The organism is Escherichia sp. MOD1-EC7003, from assembly GCF_002965065.1.
Lineage (GTDB): Bacteria > Pseudomonadota > Gammaproteobacteria > Enterobacterales > Enterobacteriaceae > Escherichia.
Genome location: NZ_PTRE01000048.1, coordinates 89085 through 111248 on the forward strand (window position 1 = coordinate 89085; position 22164 = coordinate 111248).

Sequence of the window (22164 nt, forward strand, 5' to 3'; positions counted from 1 at the left end):
GAGGGATAGCGGTTAGATGAGCGACCTTGCGAGAGAAATTACACCGGTCAACATTGAGGAAGAGCTGAAGAGCTCCTATCTGGATTATGCGATGTCGGTCATTGTTGGCCGTGCGCTGCCAGATGTCCGAGATGGCCTGAAGCCGGTACACCGTCGCGTACTTTACGCCATGAACGTACTAGGCAATGACTGGAACAAAGCCTATAAAAAATCTGCCCGTGTCGTTGGTGACGTAATCGGTAAATACCATCCCCATGGTGACTCGGCGGTCTATGATACGATCGTCCGTATGGCGCAGCCATTCTCGCTGCGTTACATGCTGGTAGACGGTCAGGGCAACTTCGGTTCTATCGACGGCGACTCCGCGGCGGCAATGCGTTATACGGAAATCCGTCTGGCGAAAATTGCCCATGAACTGATGGCCGATCTCGAAAAAGAGACGGTCGATTTCGTTGATAACTATGACGGTACGGAAAAAATTCCTGACGTCATGCCAACCAAAATTCCTAACCTGCTGGTGAACGGTTCTTCCGGTATCGCCGTAGGTATGGCAACCAACATCCCGCCGCACAACCTGACGGAAGTCATCAATGGTTGTCTGGCGTATATCGATGATGAAGACATCAGCATTGAAGGGCTGATGGAACACATCCCGGGGCCAGATTTCCCGACGGCGGCAATCATCAACGGTCGTCGCGGTATCGAAGAAGCTTACCGTACTGGTCGTGGCAAGGTGTATATCCGCGCCCGTGCAGAAGTGGAAGTTGACGCGAAAACCGGACGTGAAACTATTATCGTCCACGAAATTCCGTATCAGGTGAACAAAGCGCGCCTGATCGAGAAGATTGCGGAACTGGTAAAAGAAAAACGCGTGGAAGGCATCAGCGCGCTGCGTGACGAGTCTGACAAAGACGGGATGCGCATCGTGATTGAAGTGAAACGCGATGCGGTTGGTGAAGTGGTACTCAACAACCTCTACTCCCAGACCCAGTTGCAGGTTTCTTTCGGTATCAACATGGTGGCATTGCACCATGGTCAGCCGAAGATCATGAACCTGAAGGATATTATCGCCGCGTTCGTGCGCCACCGTCGCGAAGTCGTGACCCGTCGTACTATTTTCGAACTGCGTAAAGCGCGCGACCGTGCTCATATCCTTGAAGCATTAGCCGTGGCGCTGGCGAACATCGACCCGATCATCGAACTGATCCGTCATGCGCCGACCCCTGCAGAAGCGAAAACTGCGCTGGTTGCTAATCCGTGGCAGCTGGGCAACGTTGCCGCGATGCTCGAACGCGCCGGTGATGATGCTGCGCGTCCGGAATGGCTGGAGCCAGAGTTCGGCGTGCGTGACGGTCTGTACTACCTGACCGAACAGCAAGCTCAGGCGATTCTGGATCTGCGTTTGCAGAAACTGACCGGCCTTGAGCATGAAAAACTGCTTGATGAATACAAAGAACTGCTGGATCAGATCGCGGAACTGCTGCGTATTCTTGGCAGTGCCGATCGTCTGATGGAAGTGATCCGTGAAGAGCTGGAGCTGGTTCGTGAACAGTTCGGTGATAAACGCCGTACTGAAATCACCGCTAACAGCGCAGACATCAACCTGGAAGACCTGATCACCCAGGAAGATGTGGTTGTGACGCTCTCTCATCAGGGCTACGTGAAGTATCAGCCGCTTTCTGAATACGAAGCGCAGCGTCGTGGCGGGAAAGGTAAATCTGCCGCACGTATTAAAGAAGAAGACTTTATCGACCGGCTGCTGGTGGCGAACACCCACGACCATATCCTGTGCTTCTCCAGCCGTGGTCGCGTCTATTCGATGAAGGTCTATCAGTTGCCGGAAGCCACTCGTGGCGCGCGTGGTCGTCCAATCGTCAACCTGCTGCCGCTGGAGCAGGACGAACGTATCACTGCGATCCTGCCGGTGACCGAGTTTGAAGAAGGCGTGAAAGTCTTCATGGCGACGGCTAACGGTACTGTGAAGAAAACCGTCCTCACGGAGTTCAACCGTCTGCGTACCGCCGGTAAAGTGGCGATCAAACTGGTTGATGGCGATGAGCTGATCGGCGTTGACCTGACCAGCGGTGAAGACGAAGTCATGCTGTTCTCTGCCGAAGGTAAAGTTGTACGCTTTAAAGAGTCTTCTGTCCGTGCGATGGGCTGCAACACCACCGGTGTTCGCGGTATTCGCTTAGGTGAAGGCGATAAAGTCGTCTCTCTGATCGTACCGCGTGGCGATGGCGCAATCCTCACCGCAACGCAAAACGGTTACGGTAAACGTACTGCGGTAGCGGAATACCCAACCAAGTCGCGTGCGACGAAAGGGGTTATCTCCATCAAGGTGACTGAACGTAACGGTTTAGTGGTTGGTGCGGAGCAGGTAGATGACTGCGACCAGATCATGATGATCACCGATGCCGGTACGCTGGTACGTACTCGTGTTTCAGAAATCAGCATCGTTGGCCGTAATACCCAGGGCGTGATCCTTATCCGTACTGCGGAAGATGAAAACGTAGTGGGCCTGCAACGTGTCGCTGAACCGGTTGACGAGGAAGATCTGGATACCATCGACGGCAGTGCTGCGGAAGGGGATGATGAAATCGCTCCGGAAGTGGACGTTGACGACGAGCCAGAAGAAGAATAATTTTATCGCTTCACACACAAAAGGGTGTTATCTCCCTTTTTGAATTGAAAAGTCCAGGCTGCGAAGTCTGGGCTTTTGTCGTATTACGGCGCGGTAAAGTTTGGCTGTGCCCGTAAAAAATGGCTGGCTTTACACAAGGAATGTGGCAATGAGTGGTGAAAGAAAGGCGAAAGGCTGGCGGTTTTATGGTCTTGTCGGTTTTGGCGCAATAGCACTGATTTCCGCTGGCGTCTGGGCATTGCAATATGCTGGCAGTGGGCCAGAAAAAACGTTGTCGCCTCTGGTGGTGCAGAACAATTTGCAAATCGATCTCAATGAGCCGGACCTCTTTCTCGATAGCGACTCTCTAAGCCAGCTTCCCAAAGATCTCCTCACCATTCCTTTTCTCCACGATGTCCTGAGCGAAGATTTCGTTTTTTATTATCAGAACCATGCCGACCGTCTGGGCATTGAAGGCAGCATTCGCCGCATTGTCTATGAACACGATCTCACGTTGAAAGATAAGCTCTTTTCGTCACTCTTAGATCAGCCTGCACAGGCGGCGCTATGGCATGATAAACAGGGACATCTTTCACATTATATGGTGCTGATCCAGCGCAGCGGTTTAAGCAAGCTGCTGGAGCCATTGTTGTTTGCCGCTACCAGCGACAGCCAGTTAAGCAAAATGGAAATCAGTAGCATTAAGCTAAATAGTGAAACCATCCCTGTTTATCAGTTGCGCTATAACGGCAATAACGCCCTGATGTTCGCGACATATCAGGACAAGATGCTGGTGTTTTCCAGCACGGATATGCTGTTTAAAGATAATCAGCAGGATACCGAAGCCACGGCAATCGCAAGTGATTTGTTGAGTGGTAAAAAACGCTGGCAAGCCAGCTTTGGCCTGGCAGAGCGAGCTGCCGAAAAAACGCCGATACGCCAGCGCATCGTGGTCAGCGTCAATATGCTGGGGTTTGGCTACCAGCGATTAATGCCTTCTTTTGCTGGCGTGCGCTTCGAAATGAGCAACGACGGCTGGCACAGTTATCTGGCGTTAAATGATGAATCTGCCAGCGTAGATGCCAGTTTCGATTTTACACCGGTATGGAGCATTATGCCTGCCGGGGCCAGCTTCTGTGTGGCGGTGCCTTACTCACATGGTATTGCCGAAGAGATGCTTTCGCATATCGGCGAGGAAAACGACAAGCTGAATGGGGCGTTAGACGGTGCCGCGGGGCTGTGCTGGTATGAAGACTCAAAATTGCAAACTCCGCTATTTGTCGGTCAATTTGATGGCACTGCCGAACAGGCGCAATTGCCAGGGAAACTGTTTACGCAAAATATTGGTGCGCACGAAAGCAACGCGCCAGAAGGTATATTGCCGGTCAGCCAGACTCAGCAGGGCGAAGCACAAGTCTGGCGTCGCGAAGTGAGTTCACGATACGGTCAGTATCCGAAAGCGCAGGCGTCGCAACCAGATCAATTAATGTCGGATTATTTTTTCCGCGTGTCGCTGGCGATGCAAAACAAAACGCTGCTTTTCTCCCTCGATGACACGCTGGTTAATAACGCGTTGCAAACACTGAATAAAACCCGCCCGGCAATGGTGGATGTAATACCCACTGATGGCATCGTTCCACTCTATATCAATCCACAAGGCGCGGCGAAACTGCTGCGTAACGAAACGCTGACCAGTCTGCCGAAGAATCTCGAACCGGTTTTTTATAACGCCGCACAAACCCTATTAATGCCGAAGCTGGACGCTTTATCTCAACAACCGCGTTATGTCATGAAGCTGGCCCAGATGGAACCCGGTGCTGCCTGGCAGTGGCTACCCATAACCTGGCAGCCGCTATGAGGCACGGGCTGCTGGCGCTGATTTGCTGGCTGTGTTGTGTTGTTGCCCATAGCGAAATGCTGAATGTCGAACAAACCGGGCTGTTTCGCGCCTGGTTTGTGCGTATTGCACAGGAACAGCTACGCCAGGGGCCAAGTCCACGCTGGTATCAGCAGGATTGTGCGGGCCTGGTGCGCTTTGCGGCGAACGAGGCGCTAAAAGTTCACGACAGCAAATGGCTAAAAAATAACGGTTTATCTAACCAGTATTTGCCGCCTGAAATAACGCTAACACCTGAACAGCGTCAACTGGCGCAAAACTGGAATCAGGGGAACGGGAAAACCGGCGCCTACGTGACCGCGATTAATTTGATTCAGTACAACAGCCAGTTTATTGGCCAGGACATAAACCAGGCGCTGCCTGGCGATATGATTTTTTTCGATCAGGGCGATGCCCAGCACTTAATGGTCTGGATGGGGCGTTACGTCATCTACCACACCGGAAGCGCCACGAAAACTGACAACGGAATGCTCGCAGTCAGTCTGCAACAACTTATGACATGGAAGGACACCCGATGGATACCCAACGATTCCAATCCCAATTTCATTGGCATTTATCGTTTAAATTTTCTGGCGCGATAGCGGCTTGTCTGTGTTTGTCTCTCGCGGCAACGGGGGAGGTGAAAGCCGACGATTGGCTTCCTTCCAGTAATTATGCACCGCCCGCCGGGGGAACGTTCTTTTTGCTTGCTGACAGCAGTTTTAGCAGCAGCGAAGAGGCGAAAGTGCGACTGGAAGCGCCGGGGCGTGATTATCGGCGCTATCAGATGGAAGAGTACGGCGGCGTGGACGTTCGCCTGTATCGTATTCCTGACCCGATGACATTTTTGCGCCAGCAGAAAAACCTGCATCGCATAGTGGTGCAACCGCAATATCTGGGCGACGGGCTGAACAATACGCTGACCTGGCTGTGGGATAACTGGTACGGCAAATCTCGCCGCGTGATGCAGCGTACTTTCTCTTCCCAGTCACGGCAGAATGTGACTCAGGCGTTACCCGAATTACAGCTCGGTAATGCCATTACAAAGCCTTCCCGTTATGTACAGAACAGCCAGTTTTCACCGCTGAAAAAATATCCCCTGGTGGAACAGTTCCGTTATCCACTCTGGCAGGCTAAACCGGTCGAGCCGCAGCAAGGGGTAAAACTGGAAGGCGCATCCAGCAATTTCATCTCGCCGCAGCCGGGCAACATCTATATTCCTCTCGGCAAACAAGAGCCGGGACTGTACCTCGTCGAAGCGATGGTAGGTGGGTATCGGGCAACGACAGTGGTATTTGTCTCCGATACCGTGGCGCTTAGCAAAGTGTCAGGTAACGAGCTTCTGGTGTGGACCGCTGGCAAAAAACAGGGTGAAGCGAAGCCTGGTTCAGAGATCTTGTGGACTGACGGTCTTGGCGTGATGACCCGCGGTGTGACCGATGACAGCGGTACTTTGCAGTTACAACATATATCGCCGGAACGTTCATACATTCTGGGTAAAGATGCTGAAGGCGGTGTTTTTGTCTCCGAGAATTTTTTCTACGAAAGCGAAATCTACAACACCCGCTTGTATATCTTTACCGACCGCCCTTTGTACCGTGCAGGCGACCGAGTTGATGTTAAAGTGATGGGCCGCGAATTCCGTGATCCGCTGCATTCATCGCCTATTGTCAGTGCCCCAGCGAAACTTTCGGTGCTGGATGCCAATGGTAGCCTGTTGCAAACCGTCAATGTCACGCTGGATGCGCGCACTGGCGGGCAGGGGAGTTTCCACCTGCCAGAAAATGCTGTTGCCGGAGGTTATGAGTTACGCCTTGCTTACCGCAATCAGGTCTATAGCAGCAGTTTTCGCGTAGCCAACTATATCAAGCCACATTTCGAGATTGGTTTAGCTCTCGACAAAAAAGATTTCAAAACCGGTGAAGCGGTCAGCGGCAAACTGCAACTGCTCTACCCGGATGGTGAGCCGGTAAAAAATGCCCGCGTGCAGTTAAGTTTGCGTACTCAGCAACTTTCGATGGTTGGTAACGATTTGCGTTATGCCGGACGCTTTCCGGTATCGCTGGAAGGCAGTGAAACGGTTTCCGACAATAATGGTCATGTGGCGTTAAATCTCCCCGCCGCCGATAAACCAAGCCGTTATTTGTTAACCGTCTCTGCCAGTGACGGCGCGGCGTATCGTGTCACTACCACCAAAGAAATTCTCATTGAACGTGGCCTGGCGCATTACGCTTTAAGCACCGCAGCGCAATATAGTAATAGCGGTGAATCGGTTGTTTTCCGTTATGCCGCGCTGGAATCTTCAAAACAGGTTCCTGTTACGTATGAATGGTTGTGTCTGGAAGATCGCACGAGCCACAGCGGAGATCTACCGTCAGGCGGCAAATCCTTTACCGTCAATTTCGATAAACCAGGTAACTACAATCTGACATTACGCGATAAAGACGGCTTAATTCTTGCCGGATTAAGCCATACCGTCAGCGGTAAGGGCAGCACGGCGCATACTGGTACGGTAGATATCGTGGCGGATAAAACGCTGTACCAGCCAGGCGAAACTGCGAAGATGCTGATTACCTTCCCGGAGCCAATTGATGAAGCGTTATTGACGCTGGAACGCGATCGCGTGGAACAGCAGTCGCTGCTTTCGCATCCGGCAAACTGGCTGACGTTACAACGTTTAAACGATACCCAGTATGAAGCTCGCGTTCCGGTGAGCAATTCCTTTGCGCCCAACATCACTTTTTCGGTGCTGTATACCCGTAACGGTCAGTACAGTTTTCAGAACGCCGGGATCAAAGTTGCCGTTCCCCAGCTGGATATCCGGGTGAAAACGGACAAAACCCATTACCAGCCAGGTGAACTGGTCAATGTTGAATTAACCTCGTTACTGAAAGGTAAACCGGTTTCTGCGCAGCTCACGGTTGGTGTGGTCGATGAAATGATCTACGCGCTGCAACCAGAAATCGCGCCGAATATAGGCAAATTTTTCTATCCCATGGGGCGTAACAATGTGCGCACCAGTTCCAGTTTGTCGTTTATCAGCTACGACCAGGCGCTCTCCAGCGAGCCGGTTGCGCCTGGCGCGACTAACCGCAGCGAGCGGCGAGTAAAAATGCTTGAACGTCCACGGCGTGAAGAGGTGGATACCGCTGCATGGATGCCGTCACTCACAACCGATAAACAAGGCAAAGCGTATTTCACGTTCCTGATGCCTGATTCGTTAACCCGCTGGCGCATCACGGCGCGTGGGATGAACGGCGGCGGGCTGGTTGGACAGGGGCATGCTTATCTGCGTTCGGAAAAAAATCTCTACATGAAGTGGAGTATGCCAACGGTGTATCGCATAGGCGACAAACCAGCGGCAGGACTGTTTATCTTCAGCCAGCAGGATAACGAACCGGTAGCGCTGGTGACTAAATTTGCAGGCGCTGAGATGCGTCAGACGCTGACGCTGCACAAGGGGGCGAATTATATTTCGCTGACGCAGAATATTCAGCAATCTGGCTTGTTAAGTGCAGAACTGCAACAAAATGGTCAAGTGCAGGACCGCATTAGCACAAATCTGTCTTTTGTGGATAACAACTGGCTTGTTGAGCAGCAGAAAAACGTCATGCTCGGCGGTGGCGATAACGCGCTGATGTTGCCCGAGCAGGCGAGCAATATCAGGCTACAAAGTAGCGAAACGCTGCAGGAAATTTTCCGTAACAATCTTGATGCGTTAGTCGATGAGCCGTGGGGTGGCGTGATCAACACCGGTAGCCGTCTGATCCCGCTAAGTCTCGCCTGGCGTTCGCTTGCCGATCACCAGAGTGCCGCCGCTAACGACATTCGTCAGATGATTCAGGATAACCGCCTGCGGCTGATGCAACTGGCAGGGCCAGGAGCGCGTTTTACCTGGTGGGGTGAAGATAGTAATGGCGACGCATTTCTCACGGCATGGGCATGGTACGCCGACTGGCAGGCCAGCCAGGCGCTCGGCGTAACGCAACAACCGGAATACTGGCAGCATATGCTCGACAGCTACGCAGAGCAGGCAGACAACATGCCTTTATTGCATCGGGCGCTGGTGCTGGCGTGGGCGCAGGAGATGAATCTGCCGTGCAAAACGTTGTTGAAAGGGTTGGATGAAGCTATCGCCCGGCGCGGAACTAAAACTGAAGATTTCTCTGAGGAAGACATCAGCGATATCAATGACAGCCTGATCCTCGATACACCTGAATCTCCACTGGCAGATGCGGTGGCAAACGTCTTAACCATGACGTTGCTGAAAAAAGCGCAGTTGAAGTCCACTGTGATGCCACAGATTCAGCAATATGCGTGGGATAAAGCGGCAAACAGCAATCAGCCACTGGCGCACACGGTTGTGCTGCTCAATAGCGGTGGCGACGCTACCCAGGCGGCCGCTATTTTAAGTGGTTTGACCGCTGAGCAATCCACTATTGAGCGCGCGCTGGCCATGAACTGGCTGGCGAAATATATGGCGACAATGCCTCCGGTGGTATTACCTGCGCCTGCGGGCGCATGGGCCAGACATAAGTTAACTGGAGGGGGCGAATACTGGCGTTGGGTTGGTCAGGGTGTGCCAGACATTCTCTCTTTTAGTGACGAATTATCGCCGCAAAATGTGCAGGTCCGCTGGCGTGAACCGGCAAAAACGGCTCAACAAAGTAACATTCCTGTGACCGTTGAACGCCAGTTGTATCGGCTTATCCCTGGTGAAGAAGAGATGAGCTTTACTCTGCAGCCGGTGGCCAGCAATGAGATTGACAGCGATGCGCTGTATCTCGATGAAATCACGCTTACCAGCAAGCAGGATGCCGTTCTGCGCTACGGTCAGGTGGAAGTACCGCTCCCGCCGGGAGCCGACGTTGAGCGGACAACATGGGGCATTTCGGTCAATAAACCCAACGCCGCGAAACAGCAGGGGCAATTGCTGGAAAAAGCGCGTAATGAAATGGGTGAACTGGCCTATATGGTGCCGGTGAAAGAACTGACGGGAACGGTCACTTTCCGCCATTTGCTGCGCTTCTCGCAAAAAGGGCAATTCGTTCTGCCTCCTGTTCGTTATATGCGTTCCTATGCACCTGCACAGCAAAGCATGGCGGCAGGGAGCGAATGGACCGGGCTGCAGGTGAAATAAGTGAACTGGCGCAGAATCGTCTGGCTATTGGCGTTGGTTACTCTGCCAACGCTTGCGGAGGAGACGCCGTTACAACTGGCGCTGCGGGGCGCGCAGCACGATCAACTGTATCAGCTGTCGTCATCAGGCGTGATCAAAGTCTCGACATTACCTGACTCGCTCACCACGCCGTTAGGGAGTTTGTGGAAACTGTATGTTTACGCCTGGCTGGAGGATACCCATCAACCGGAGCAGCCCTACCAGTGTCGCGGCAACTCCCCGGAAGAGGTGTATTGTTGTCAGGCGGGGGAGAGCATAACGCGCGATACCGCGCTGGTACGTTCCTGTGGACTCTATTTTGCACCGCAGCGGTTGCATATTGGCGCAGATGTGTGGGGGCAATACTGGCAACAACGTCAGGCACCTGCGTGGCTGGCGTCTCTTCCTACGCTGAAGCCAGAAACCTCGGTAACGGTTAAATCGTTGCTTGATTCTTTAGCGACGTTACCCGCGCAAAACAAAGCTCAGGAAGTCTTACTGGATGTGGTGTTGGACGAGGCGAAAATCGGAGTCGCATCCATGCTCGGTAGCCGAGTACGGGTGAAAACCTGGAGCTGGTTTGCCGATGATAAACAGGAAATCCGTCAGGGTGGTTTTGCCGGCTGGTTAACCGATGGTACACCACTGTGGGTTATGGGCGGTGGCACCAGCAAAAACGTACTGATGCGTTATGCGACGGTGCTGAATCAGGTTTTGCCTGTACCGACGCAAGTTGCCAGCGGGCAATGTGTCCTGGTGGAACTGTTTGCCCGCTATCCGGTGAAGAAAGTGACATTGGACAAGAGCACGAAGGCAGTACAGCCAGGTGTGCTCAATGGGCGCTATCGCGTGACGTTTGCCAACGGTAACCACATTACATTCGTCAGCCACGGGGAGACGTCTTTACTGACCGAAAAGGGCAAACTGAAGTTACAGTCGCATCTCGACCGCGAAGAGTATGTTGCCAGAGTGCTGGATCGCGAGGCGAAAAGTACGCCCCCTGAGGCAGCGAAAGCCATGACTGTAGCGATACGCACTTTTTTACAGCAAAACGCCAATCGGGAAGGCGAGTGCCTGACTATCCCCGACAGCAGCGCTACGCAGCGTGTTTCTGCTTCACCTGCTACCGCAGGCGCACGTGTGGTTACCGCCTGGACGCAGGATCTCATCTATGCGGGCGATCCGGTTCATTATCACGGCAGTCGCGCTACCGAAGGGACGCTTTCCTGGCGGCAAGCCACCGCTCAGGCGGGGCAGGGAGAGCGTTACGACCAAATACTCGCGTTTGCTTATCCCGACAACAGCCTTAGCCGCTGGGGAGCGCCACGCTCAACCTGCCAGTTATTACCCAAAGCGAAAGCCTGGCTGGAGAAAAAAATGCCACAGTGGCGGCGTATGTTACAAGGCGAGACGGGGTACAACGAGCCTGAAGTTTTTGCAGTTTGCCGTTTAGTCTCAGGTTTCCCCTATACCGATCGGCAGCAGAAACGGCTGTTTATTCGTAACTTCTTTACGCTTCAGGATCGATTGGATTTAACCCATGAGTATCTGCACCTGGCCTTTGATGGTTATCCCACTGGGCTGGATGAGAACTATATCGAAACGCTGACCCGACAATTATTAATGGACTAATGCTATGCGAAAGATTTTTCTTCCGTTGTTACTGGTGGCGCTTTCTCCGCTTGCTCACAGCGAAGGTGTTCAGGATGTCGAAATTGATGCGCCGTTGTCTGGCTGGCATCCGGCAGAGGGTGAAGATGCCAGTTTTTCACAATCGATCAACTATCCCGCGTCGTCCGTCAACATGGCCGATGATCAAAATATTTCTGCGCAGATCCGCGGCAAAATCAAAAATTATGCAGCGGCGGGCAAGGGCAAAGTTCAGCAGGGGCGGCTAGTGGTTAACGGCGTCAGTATGCCGCAGAGAATTGAATCCGATGGTTCCTTTGCGCGTCCCTATATTTTCACTGAAGGCAGCAACAGCGTGCAGGTCATCAGCCCTGATGGGCAAAGCCGACAAAAGATGCAGTTTTACTCTACGCCAGGCGCAGGAGCGATTCGCGCGCGTTTACGGTTGGTTCTTTCGTGGGATACGGACAATACCGATCTCGATCTTCACGTTGTTACGCCCGATGGTGAACATGCCTGGTACGGTAATACGGTGTTGAAAAACAGCGGCGCTCTGGATATGGATGTCACTACAGGCTACGGACCGGAGATTTTCGCCATGCCAGCGCCGATTCACGGGCGCTATCAGGTGTACATCAACTACTATGGTGGACGTAGCGAAACGGAGTTGACGACCGCCAAACTGACGCTGATTACCGATGAAGGATCGGTCAATGAGAAACAGGAAACTTTTATTGTACCGATGCGTAATGCTGGCGAACTGACGCTGGTGAAAAGTTTTGACTGGTGATTAATGCAAAATTGCCTGATGCGCTACGCTTATCAGGCCTACGTAATCTCTGCAATCTATTGAAATTGCATGTTTTTGTAGGCCGGATAAGGCGTTCACGCCGCATCCGGCATGAACAAAGCGCACTTTGTCAGCAATCTGACACCCAATAACTTGTGTTATCGGGTGTTGTTGTTTGTTAATTCAATCGCTCAATCACCATCGCAATTCTCTGATCACAGCGTCGCCAGACCGAGTGTTTTATCTCGTGCCTGCATTGCATGTAACAGAGTGACCAGGATACGCGCGCCTATGCCAGGGAAGGCGCGAGTGATATTTTCGGTAATGGGGGCAAGTTCTGCATTAATGCGCGGATACGCTCCTCACGCGGTAAGTTGATATAGAGGTCGTAGCGATCGCCTAGCGCCTGATTAAGCAGGTTGACCACGGCAGAAAGTTTTTTCTCTTTTTCAGATAAGACTGCTGAACGTCCTTCCGTTTCTACGATATAACCAATAGTAAGCGTCGGGACAATGACCATCAGGATTGCCATCAGGATCATTTGATTGCGTAAGCGGCGTGGATAAATCCACTTCATATAATGCATGCTGAAATCCACTAATCTTGTCCGGTATATGACGATTATCAGAGGTTAAGGTAATGATTTCTCGGCGGTGTATCATATTCCAGAGAAGACAGAACATTGCGGTAACACGTTTTTACCGCTACCTTAACCACACTCCATCGGTCACCTGAGGCGGAGCTTCGCCCCTTTGAAATACCTTGCTTCTTTTCGTACAACCCTGAAAGCCTCGCGCTACATGTTCAGAGCATTGGCGTTAGTGCTCTGGCTGCTGATTGCTTTTTCATCCGTTTTTTACATCGTTAATGCGTTACATCAGCGAGAATCGGAAATTCGTCAGGAATTTAACCTGAGTTCCGATCAGGCTCAGCGCTTTATTCAACGCACCTCCGATGTGATGAAAGAGCTGAAGTACATAGCTGAAAATCGCTTATCAGCAGAAAACGGTGTGCTTTCCCCGCGTGGACGAGAAACGCAGGTGGATGTGCCTGTGTTTGAACCTCTGTTTGCCGACTCCGATTGTTCCGCGATGAGTAACACTTGGCGTGGCTCTCTGGAGTCGTTAGCGTGGTTTATGCGCTACTGGCGCGATAATTTCTCTGCGGCTTATGATCTTAACCGCGTATTTTTAATCGGCAGCGATAACCTCTGCATGGCCAATTTCGGTCTGCGTGATATGCCAGTTGAACGCGATACCGCGTTGAAAGCTTTACATGAACGCATCAATAAATATCGAAATGCACCACAAGATGATAGCGGCAGTAACCTCTACTGGATCAGCGAAGGTCCGCGCCCTGGCGTCGGGTATTTTTACGCGTTGACGCCAGTTTATCTGGCAAACCGGTTGCAGGCGCTTTTGGGTGTCGAGCAGACCATTCGGATGGAGAATTTTTTCTTACCTGGTACGTTGCCGATGGGGGTTACCATTCTTGATGAAAATGGTCATACCCTGATTTCGCTTACCGGACCGGAAAGCAAGATTAAGAGCGATCCTCGCTGGATGCAGGAACGTTCCTGGTTTGGCTATACGGAAGCGTTCCGGGAGCTGGTGCTGAAGAAAAATCTGCCGCCCTCATCGTTAAGCATCGTCTATTCAGTGCCGGTTGATAAGGTGCTGGAACGCATTCGCATGTTGATCCTTAACGCAATTTTGCTGAATGTACTTGCCGGAGCTGCGTTGTTTACTCTCGCTCGAATGTACGAGCGGCGTATTTTCATTCCGGCAGAAAGCGACGCCCTGCGACTGGAAGAACATGAGCAGTTTAATCGCAAGATTGTCGCCTCCGCGCCAGTGGGTATCTGCATTTTGCGTACTGCTGATGGCGTCAATATTTTAAGTAACGAACTGGCGCATACTTATCTCAATATGCTTACGCATGAGGACCGCCAACGGCTGACACAAATTATCTGTGGGCAGCAGGTCAATTTTGTTGATGTCCTGACCAGCAATAATACCAATCTGCAAATCAGCTTCGTCCATTCGCGCTATCGTAATGAAAACGTGGCCATTTGCGTGCTGGTAGATGTTTCTTCGCGCGTGAAGATGGAAGAGTCGTTGCAGGAGATGGCACAGGCAGCAGAGCAGGCGAGCCAGTCGAAATCGATGTTCCTTGCCACCGTCAGTCATGAGCTGCGAACGCCGCTGTATGGCATTATCGGTAACCTGGATCTGTTGCAAACCAAAGAGTTACCGAAAGGCGTCGATCGTCTGGTGACGGCAATGAACAACTCTTCCAGCCTGTTGTTGAAAATTATCAGCGATATTCTCGATTTCTCGAAGATTGAATCGGAACAGTTGAAGATCGAACCGCGTGAGTTTTCGCCGCGTGAAGTGATGAATCACATCACCGCCAACTATTTACCGCTGGTGGTACGCAAGCAGCTGGGCTTGTACTGTTTTATTGAACCGGATGTGCCAGTGGCCTTAAATGGCGACCCGATGCGTTTACAGCAGGTCATCTCTAACTTGCTGAGTAACGCCATAAAATTCACCGATACTGGCTGTATAGTTCTGCATGTTCGCGCTGATGGCCATTATCTCTCTATCCGTGTTCGCGATACCGGCGTGGGGATCCCGGCGAAAGAAGTGGTGCGCTTGTTTGATCCCTTCTTCCAGGTCGGAACGGGCGTACAGCGTAACTTCCAGGGGACCGGTCTGGGGCTGGCGATTTGTGAAAAACTGATCAACATGATGGACGGCGACATCTCGGTCGATTCAGAACCGGGAATGGGCAGCCAGTTTACCGTGCGTATTCCGTTGTACGGTGCTCAGTACCCGCAGAAAAAAGGCGTGGAAGGGTTGAGCGGTAAACGCTGCTGGCTGGCGGTCCGCAATGCGTCGCTCTGCCAGTTCCTGGAAACCAGTTTGCAGCGCAGCGGCATCGTTGTTACAACATACGAAGGGCAGGAACCGACTCCCGAAGATGTGTTAATTACTGACGAGGTAGTGAGTAAAAAATGGCAGGGTAGAGCGGTAGTGACCTTCTGTCGTCGTCATATTGGCATTCCGCTGGAGAAAGCGCCAGGGGAGTGGGTACACAGTGTGGCGACCCCGCATGAGCTACCGGCATTGCTGGCGCGTATTTATTTGATCGAGATGGAGTGCGACGATCCTGCTAACGCTCTGCCATTGACGGACAAAGCGGTCAGCGATAACGACGATATGATGATTCTGGTCGTGGATGATCATCCGATTAACCGGCGCCTGCTGGCAGATCAGTTGGGATCGTTGGGCTATCAATGTAAAACCGCGAATGACGGCGTCGATGCGCTTAATGTACTTAGCAAGAATCATATCGATATCGTGCTTAGCGACGTCAACATGCCAAATATGGATGGTTACCGCTTGACGCAACGCATTCGTCAGTTGGGACTGACGTTGCCGGTAATCGGCGTAACTGCTAATGCGTTGGCTGAAGAGAAGCAGCGGTGTCTGGAGTCCGGTATGGATAGCTGCCTGTCGAAGCCGGTAACGCTGGATGTTATAAAACAGACGCTGACGCTATATGCCGAGAGGGTCAGGAAATCGCGGGAATCGTAGGCCGGATAAGGCGTTACGCCGCATCCGGCAATCGGTGCAAATGCCAGATGCGACGCTGACGCGTTTTATCTGGCCTGCGGGAGATTAGTCTTTATCTGCCGGACTTAACGTCACAGAAGAGAGATAATTCAGCAGAGCGATATCGTTCTCGACGCCCAGTTTCATCATCGCAGATTTCTTCTGGCTACTGATGGTTTTAATACTGCGGTTCAGCTTTTTAGCGATCTCTGTCACCAGGAAACCTTCTGCAAACAGGCGCAGAACTTCACTCTCTTTTGGCGAGAGACGCTTGTCACCGTAACCACCAGCACTGATTTTTTCCAACAGGCGGGAAACACTTTCCGGGGTAAATTTCTTCCCTTTTTGCAGCGCGGCGAGGGCCTTCGGCAGATCGGTCGGCGCACCTTGTTTCAGCACGATCCCTTCGATATCCAGATCCAATACCGCACTAAGAATCGCCGGATTGTTGTTCATGGTCAGAACAATGATCGACAGGCTTGGAAAATGGCGCTTGATGTACTTGATTAAGGTAATGCCATCGCCATACTTATCGCCAGGCATGGAGAGATCGGTAATCAACACATGCGCATCCAGTTTCGGCAGGTTGTTGATCAGTGCTGTAGAGTCTTCAAATTCGCCGACAACATTCACCCACTCAATTTGCTCAAGTGATTTGCGAATACCGAACAAGACTATCGGATGGTCATCGGCAATAATTACGTTCATATTGTTCATGTAATAGGCTACCTTGCTACAGCAAGCTCTTGACATAACTGTCAATGTCGCTGATGTATTTTTCTATTCCTGGAACATTCTTCTCACGAATCAGATGCTCCAGCGTTTCACATAACTGCTTGCCGGGTACCAGATTTAGCATGGCAAATACGCCTTTAAGACGATGAGCCGTTTGGGCTAACGCAGCAAAATCACTGGTTGCTGCTTCAGTATACAGCCTCTTAACATCATCCGGTACTGTGTCTACAAAGAGTGCATAATAGCCGCTGGCATGGAGTTGCGCATTTTCATCTCCACCCAGAGGCGATTCTGTCATCTCTTCCTGCGCCAGTTGCACTTCAATTAATTGTAAGACCGCTTTCTGCATAGCGTTGCTCATATTGAAGTTGACGCACAATTGACCAGGCCCAATTTCCCGTACGCCAGACTCATCATCGCTTAAAAGCAAGCCAGAGGCAGTAAGATTAGACGGATTGTCCGTTAAAAAGATATCATAATCCTGACTAATTAATCTTTCATCGGGTGTGATACAGGTTGCTCCCCAATTTTCTAGCTGGCGAGTGACAATATTCCGAATTTCTGCCGAGGTAACATCCACCATTACGCAGACATCGTCCAGTAAACGCTCTTCTTCCTCTTCAACTTCCGGGTCAGTTGCGAGCATTTTTATATGCACAGAGTAGCGTGTGCCAAGCCCGTCCCGCGTTTTGATGTTTAAATGACCGCCCAGTTTACGCGCCAGTTGATCGCTCAGCCAGAATGCCAGCGGGTCTGCCTTGCCATAGCGATCGTTTTGGGTCTGGTTGATAAACGGGAAGTGCAAATTATCCATTTCATGAATGCTTACGCCTTCTCCGGTGTCCAGAATGCGGAACGTCAGGCGGTCTTCGGAGGATTCATCCTGATCAACCTCAAGGGTGATTTTTCCCAATTGCGTTGAGGTCACGGCATATTGCATCAGCAGCTGCAAAATACGGCGTAAGGCATCGCGATCGCCACGGCGAATATCGTGTGCTTTCAGATGATTGTTAATCAGCAGTTGCAGACCTTTACGCTTGATGGCAGGCAACACTGAAGGCACGACGTCATCAATCAAATCCTGCACGGAAAACTGCACCGTCTCACTTTTCCAGCTATCGTCCGCAAGCATGTTTGCTAACTGTATTTCATCGACCAGTCGCACCAGCACATCTGCCTGATCCGCTAATTGTTTGCTTTCCGGGGCGTTGAGTTTAGCCGCGCTCTCTGCCAGGGACTGTGCGGGTTCTTTCAGCGCATCGCCAATATTTTTCATAAAAGTCATCCGCCCCTGCTGGTTTTTCTCATACAGACGCTGAGCCTGCTTGAGTTTCTTGTTTACCAGCACTTCGCGATCCTGATCGCGAATAATGAAAATTTGTGTGCGCGGCGCAACCTGACTGCGAAACATGCGGATCTCATACAGCTCGTTATTGATTGTCGCCTGAATAATCCCCTGATGCTGCTCTGCCATAGTAGTGATGTTTTGCAGATTCAAATGCGGCAGCAAATGATCGGCAATTTTGTTGCTTATGACAGTGCGGTTCGATTCCTGATCGTGAACCAGCAGGCCGAGCGGCAGCAGTGAGACTATTTCTTCATTTATTGCCCGTAAAATGCGCAATTCGTTATTGACCGCTGTGTTGGGGACGCTTTCTGTACTGCGGCTGGAAAAATGTCGGAATGTGGTATAGCCAAATAACGCCAGCGCCAGCAAACCGATGTTCAGCAGCAGTGGCAGCAGAATGTTTTGCAACGTATCCAGCAGTAAGGTGCCGTAAGGAACCTGCCAGACCAGTCGCATATCGGTAGAGTGGAGTGCCGAGGATATTTCAATCTTCGTACTGTTAAAGTGGATACTGACGCTATCCGTCCCTTCTTTCCCATTATCATTGTTTCCCGTTGCCGTCGCGTCTGGCTCAAGACGGAAACTGTCCAGCGACATACCGGGTGGGATCAAATCATTAATCGGTAGATCAAAAGCCACGACTGTTGCCAGATGTCCCGGCTGGTTAAAGGTGGTATGCAGGGTAAAGTAATGACCGTTCTGCCAGGCCAGGCGGCGCAGGTTAGAAAAACTTTCGCGTTCATCGAGGGCGTTGGCCTGCTGCAACATCTCTGCACGACGTGAATCAACAATGTCGCTGACGGTCGACTCTTTAAATCCGGAGGTGAGATCCTTGAGGGGGAGGGTCGAGATCAGTACCAGACTGTTATCCTGACCATTCAGGTAATACATCGACCACGGTATATTTTCTGCGCCCCATAACGTGTCCAGATAGGTGGACATCCGTTGAGTCATTTCAAGCGTTGAGTTGTCGTGAGAGCCAAAGATCAAGGCTTCCGTTTTGCGGCGCGGTTTTTCCAGATAGTAGACATCCTGTTTCAGGCGCGTCTCTTGTAAACCTTCGCCGGAGGAGGGGGAGGTTGTCGCGGCAATGTTATCGTAGATCTGCCAGGTCACGTAACGCCAGGTATCGACGCGCTTTTGAATTGCGTGGGTAATGTCGACAATCTGGTAACTTTTATCTTTCAGCCAGGCGTTGACGGCACTTTGTACCATCACCCCCATCATCACCAGTAACACAATGATCAACAGTAAAAAGAAGCGGGTAATGCTCCCCGGTAGGAGTGAAAAGCGGGTCGTGGCCGTTGTCTCTTTCTGATGCATTCGTGTTTATGACCTGTTAAAACTTCGCGAAGTGATTGGGCAGTATAAAGGGTACAGTGTGAAATTCCAGACTCTTACCTGATTGATGATTCTCTATTCTCCAGTGATATTTATCATCCTGCGCTGAGGGAAATAGATGTACAAGCGCTATTTTGCTGTACAAATAACCTACAAAAAGACCAACGAAATTAATTGCAAATAAACGAAGAACACTGGAAATTATGCTTATGTTAATTATTTGTGAAATGCTTAACAAGCGTTATAGTTTTCCTGTGGTAGTACAGAATAATGAAAATTGTGTAAAGAAGGGTAAAAAAAACCGGATGCGAGGCATCCGGTTGAAATAGGGGTAAACAGACATTCAGAAATGAATGACGGTAATAAATAAAGTTAATGATGATAGCGGGAAATATTTTAGTTGCGAGTGAAGGTTTTGTTTTGACATTCAGTGCTGTCAAATACTTAAGAATAAGTTATTGATTTTAACCTTGAATTACCATTGCTTGATGTTAGGTGCTTATTTAGCCATTTCGCAGCAATCTTAAAAAGTTCCCTTTCATTTACATTTTGAAACATCTATAGCGATAAATGAAACATCTTAAAAGTTTTAGTATCATATTCGTGTTGGATTATTCTGCATTTTTGGGGAGAATGGACTTGCCGACTGATTAATGAGGGTTAATCAGTATGCAGTGGCATAAAAAAGCAAATAAAGGCATATAACAGAGGGTTAATAACATGAAAGTTAAAGTACTGTCCCTCCTGGTCCCAGCTCTGCTGGTAGCAGGCGCAGCAAACGCTGCTGAAATTTACAACAAAGACGGCAACAAATTAGACTTGTACGGTAAAGTTGACGGCCTGCACTATTTCTCCGACAACGACTCTAAAGATGGCGACAAGACCTACATGCGTCTTGGTTTCAAAGGTGAGACTCAGATTACTGATCAGCTGACCGGTTATGGTCAGTGGGAATATCAGATTCAGGGTAACAAACCTGAAAGTGAGAATAGCTCCTGGACTCGTGTGGCATTCGCTGGTCTGAAATTCCAGGACGTTGGATCTTTCGACTATGGTCGTAACTATGGCGTTGTTTACGATGTAACTTCCTGGACCGACGTACTGCCAGAATTCGGTGGCGATACCTACGATTCTGATAACTTCATGCAGCAGCGTGGTAACGGCTTCGCGACCTACCGTAACACCGACTTCTTCGGTCTGGTTGATGGCCTGAACTTTGCTGTTCAGTACCAGGGTAAAAACGGTAGCCCGTCTGGCGAAGGTATGACTGGTGTGACCAACAATGGTCGTGATGTTCTGAAGCAGAACGGTGACGGTGTTGGTGGTTCTATCACTTATGATTACGAAGGCTTCGGTATCGGTGGTGCGATCTCCAGCTCCAAACGTACTTGGGAGCAGAACAACAGCAATCTGATCGGTAACGGCGACCGTGCAGAAACCTACACTGGTGGTCTGAAATACGACGCTAACAATGTTTACCTGGCGGCTCAGTACACCCAGACTTACAACGCAACTCTGGTTGGTGATTCAGGTTGGGCGAACAAAGCTCAGAACTTTGAAGTGGTTGCCCAGTATCAGTTCGACTTCGGTCTGCGTCCTTCTGTAGCTTACCTGCAATCCAAAGGTAAAGACCTGAATGTCAACATCGCTGGTCGTACTTACGACGACGAAGATCTGCTGAAATATGTTGATGTTGGTGCTACTTACTACTTCAACAAAAACATGTCCACCTACGTTGACTACAAAATCAACCTGCTGGACGACAACCAGTTCACCCGCACTGTTGGCATCAACACTGATGACATCGTAGCTCTGGGTCTGGTTTACCAGTTCTAATTTCGATTTCTATCGAACAAAGGGCCTGCGGGCCCTTTTTTCATTGTTTTCAGCGTACAAACTCAGATTTTTGGTGTACTCTTGCGACCGTTCGCATGAGGATAATCACGTATGGAAATAAGCTTTACCCGCGTGGCACTACTGGCTGCCGCGCTCTTCTTTGTTGGTTGCGATCAAAAAACACAACCCGCTAACTCCCACGTTACTGAAGTTACCGTTCTTGAAGGCAAAACTATGGGTACCTTCTGGCGTGCCAGCATCCCCGGCATTGACGCCAAACGCAGTGCCGAACTTAAAGAAAAGATTCAGACCCAGCTGGACGCCGACGATCAGCTGCTTTCGACCTATAAAAAAGATTCCGCGCTGATGCGCTTTAACGATTCACAAAGCCTGACACCATGGCCGGTAAATGAAGCAATGGCAGATATCGTCACTACCTCGCTGCGCATTGGTGCCAAAACCGATGGCGCGATGGATATTACCGTCGGGCCGCTGGTGAATCTGTGGGGCTTTGGTCCGGAACAACAGCCGGTTCAAATTCCGAGCCAGGAACAGATCGATGCGATGAAAGCCAAAACGGGTTTACAGCACCTGACGGTCATTAATCAGTCGCATCAGCAATATTTGCAAAAAGACCTGCCGGATTTATATGTCGATCTCTCCACCGTCGGTGAAGGTTATGCAGCGGATCATCTGGCACGCTTGATGGAGCAGGAAGGTATTTCACGTTATCTGGTGTCAGTTGGCGGTGCTCTGGATAGCCGTGGTATGAATGCTGAAGGCCAGCCGTGGCGGGTGGCGATTCAAAAACCGACCGATCAGGAAAATGCGGTTCAGGCGGTGGTCGATATCAACGGTCATGGCATTAGCACCTCTGGCAGCTACCGTAACTATTACGAACTGGATGGCAAACGTCTTTCTCATGTTATCGATCCGCATACCGGGCGTCCCATTGAACACAATCTGGTATCCGTGACGGTGATTGCCCCGACGGCGCTGGAGGCTGATGCCTGGGATACCGGCTTAATGGTGCTCGGGCCGGAGAAAGCCAAAGAGATTGTTCGCCGGGAAGGACTGGCGGTTTATATGATCACCAAAGAGGGCGATAGTTTTAAAACCTGGATGTCGCCGCAGTTTAAAAGCTTCCTTATCAGCGAAAAAAATTAAAGCGCAAGATTGTTGGTTTTTGCGTGATGGTGACCGGGCAG

At 50.8% G+C, this 22164-nt stretch carries 12 protein-coding genes and 1 pseudogene; 9 read left to right on the forward strand and 4 right to left on the reverse strand.

What is annotated here, in order from left to right; translation table 11 throughout:
* The first annotated feature begins 16 nt into the window (after nt 1–16).
* The 6 genes from gyrA (at nt 17) to A7090_RS09260 (ending at nt 12076) form a co-directional block, all read left to right on the forward strand.
* Nucleotides 17–2644, forward strand: a complete 2628-nt coding sequence (gene gyrA, locus A7090_RS09235; protein ID WP_105273795.1) for a DNA topoisomerase (ATP-hydrolyzing) subunit A — start codon at nt 17–19, stop codon at nt 2642–2644.
* Nucleotides 2645–2792: 148 nt separating this feature from the next.
* Nucleotides 2793–4481, forward strand: a complete 1689-nt coding sequence (locus tag A7090_RS09240; protein ID WP_105273796.1) for a DUF2138 domain-containing protein — start codon at nt 2793–2795, stop codon at nt 4479–4481.
* A complete protein-coding gene (locus A7090_RS09245; RefSeq protein ID WP_105273797.1) occupies nt 4478–5101 on the forward strand; it encodes a DUF1175 domain-containing protein in 624 nt (207 codons plus the stop codon). The genes A7090_RS09240 and A7090_RS09245 overlap by 4 nt, the downstream gene beginning before the upstream one ends.
* A complete protein-coding gene (locus A7090_RS09250; RefSeq protein ID WP_105273798.1) occupies nt 5035–9639 on the forward strand; it encodes an alpha-2-macroglobulin family protein in 4605 nt (1534 codons plus the stop codon). Before A7090_RS09245 ends, A7090_RS09250 begins: the two co-directional genes overlap by 67 nt.
* On the forward strand, nt 9640–11289 hold the full coding sequence (locus A7090_RS09255) for a YfaQ family protein (protein WP_105273799.1): 1650 nt from the start codon (nt 9640–9642) through the stop codon (nt 11287–11289).
* 4 nt (nt 11290–11293) lie between these two features.
* Entirely contained in the window at nt 11294–12076 is a 783-nt protein-coding gene (locus A7090_RS09260) for a YfaP family protein (protein WP_105273800.1), read from the forward strand.
* A gap of 178 nt (nt 12077–12254) precedes the next feature.
* Here the strand turns inward: A7090_RS09260 and A7090_RS26510 are convergent.
* Together A7090_RS26510 and A7090_RS09270 are read right to left on the reverse strand one after the other, a co-directional pair.
* Nucleotides 12255–12366: pseudogene (locus tag A7090_RS26510) on the reverse strand (hypothetical protein); the annotation flags it as partial.
* Complete coding sequence (locus tag A7090_RS09270; protein ID WP_446718722.1) at nt 12366–12653, reverse strand: histidine kinase; 288 nt, start codon at nt 12651–12653, stop codon at nt 12366–12368. The pseudogene A7090_RS26510 and the gene A7090_RS09270, both read right to left, overlap by 1 nt.
* A gap of 175 nt (nt 12654–12828) precedes the next feature.
* Here A7090_RS09270 and rcsC point away from each other — a divergent pair, with 175 nt between their 5' ends.
* Nucleotides 12829–15678 (forward strand): two-component system sensor histidine kinase RcsC, encoded by a 2850-nt coding sequence (gene rcsC / locus A7090_RS09275; protein ID WP_105273802.1) that lies wholly within the window; start codon nt 12829–12831, stop codon nt 15676–15678.
* An 84-nt stretch (nt 15679–15762) separates the two neighbouring features.
* Here rcsC and rcsB read toward each other — a convergent pair whose 3' ends face one another.
* Together rcsB and rcsD are read right to left on the reverse strand one after the other, a co-directional pair.
* Entirely contained in the window at nt 15763–16413 is a 651-nt protein-coding gene (gene rcsB / locus A7090_RS09280) for a response regulator transcription factor RcsB (protein WP_001061917.1), read from the reverse strand.
* 16 nt (nt 16414–16429) lie between these two features.
* Nucleotides 16430–19102 (reverse strand): phosphotransferase RcsD, encoded by a 2673-nt coding sequence (gene rcsD, locus A7090_RS09285; RefSeq protein ID WP_105273803.1) that lies wholly within the window; start codon nt 19100–19102, stop codon nt 16430–16432.
* A gap of 738 nt (nt 19103–19840) precedes the next feature.
* Between rcsD and A7090_RS09300 the strand changes: the two genes are divergently transcribed.
* Together A7090_RS09300 and apbE are read left to right on the forward strand one after the other, a co-directional pair.
* Nucleotides 19841–20956, forward strand: coding sequence for a porin OmpC (locus tag A7090_RS09300; RefSeq protein WP_105273806.1), 1116 nt, complete (start codon nt 19841–19843; stop codon nt 20954–20956).
* Between the two features lie 111 nt (nt 20957–21067).
* The gene (gene apbE, locus A7090_RS09305) at nt 21068–22123 is read left to right on the forward strand and encodes an FAD:protein FMN transferase ApbE (protein WP_105273807.1); all 1056 of its coding nucleotides are present in this window, start codon (nt 21068–21070) and stop codon (nt 22121–22123) included.
* Nucleotides 22124–22164 lie beyond the last annotated feature (41 nt).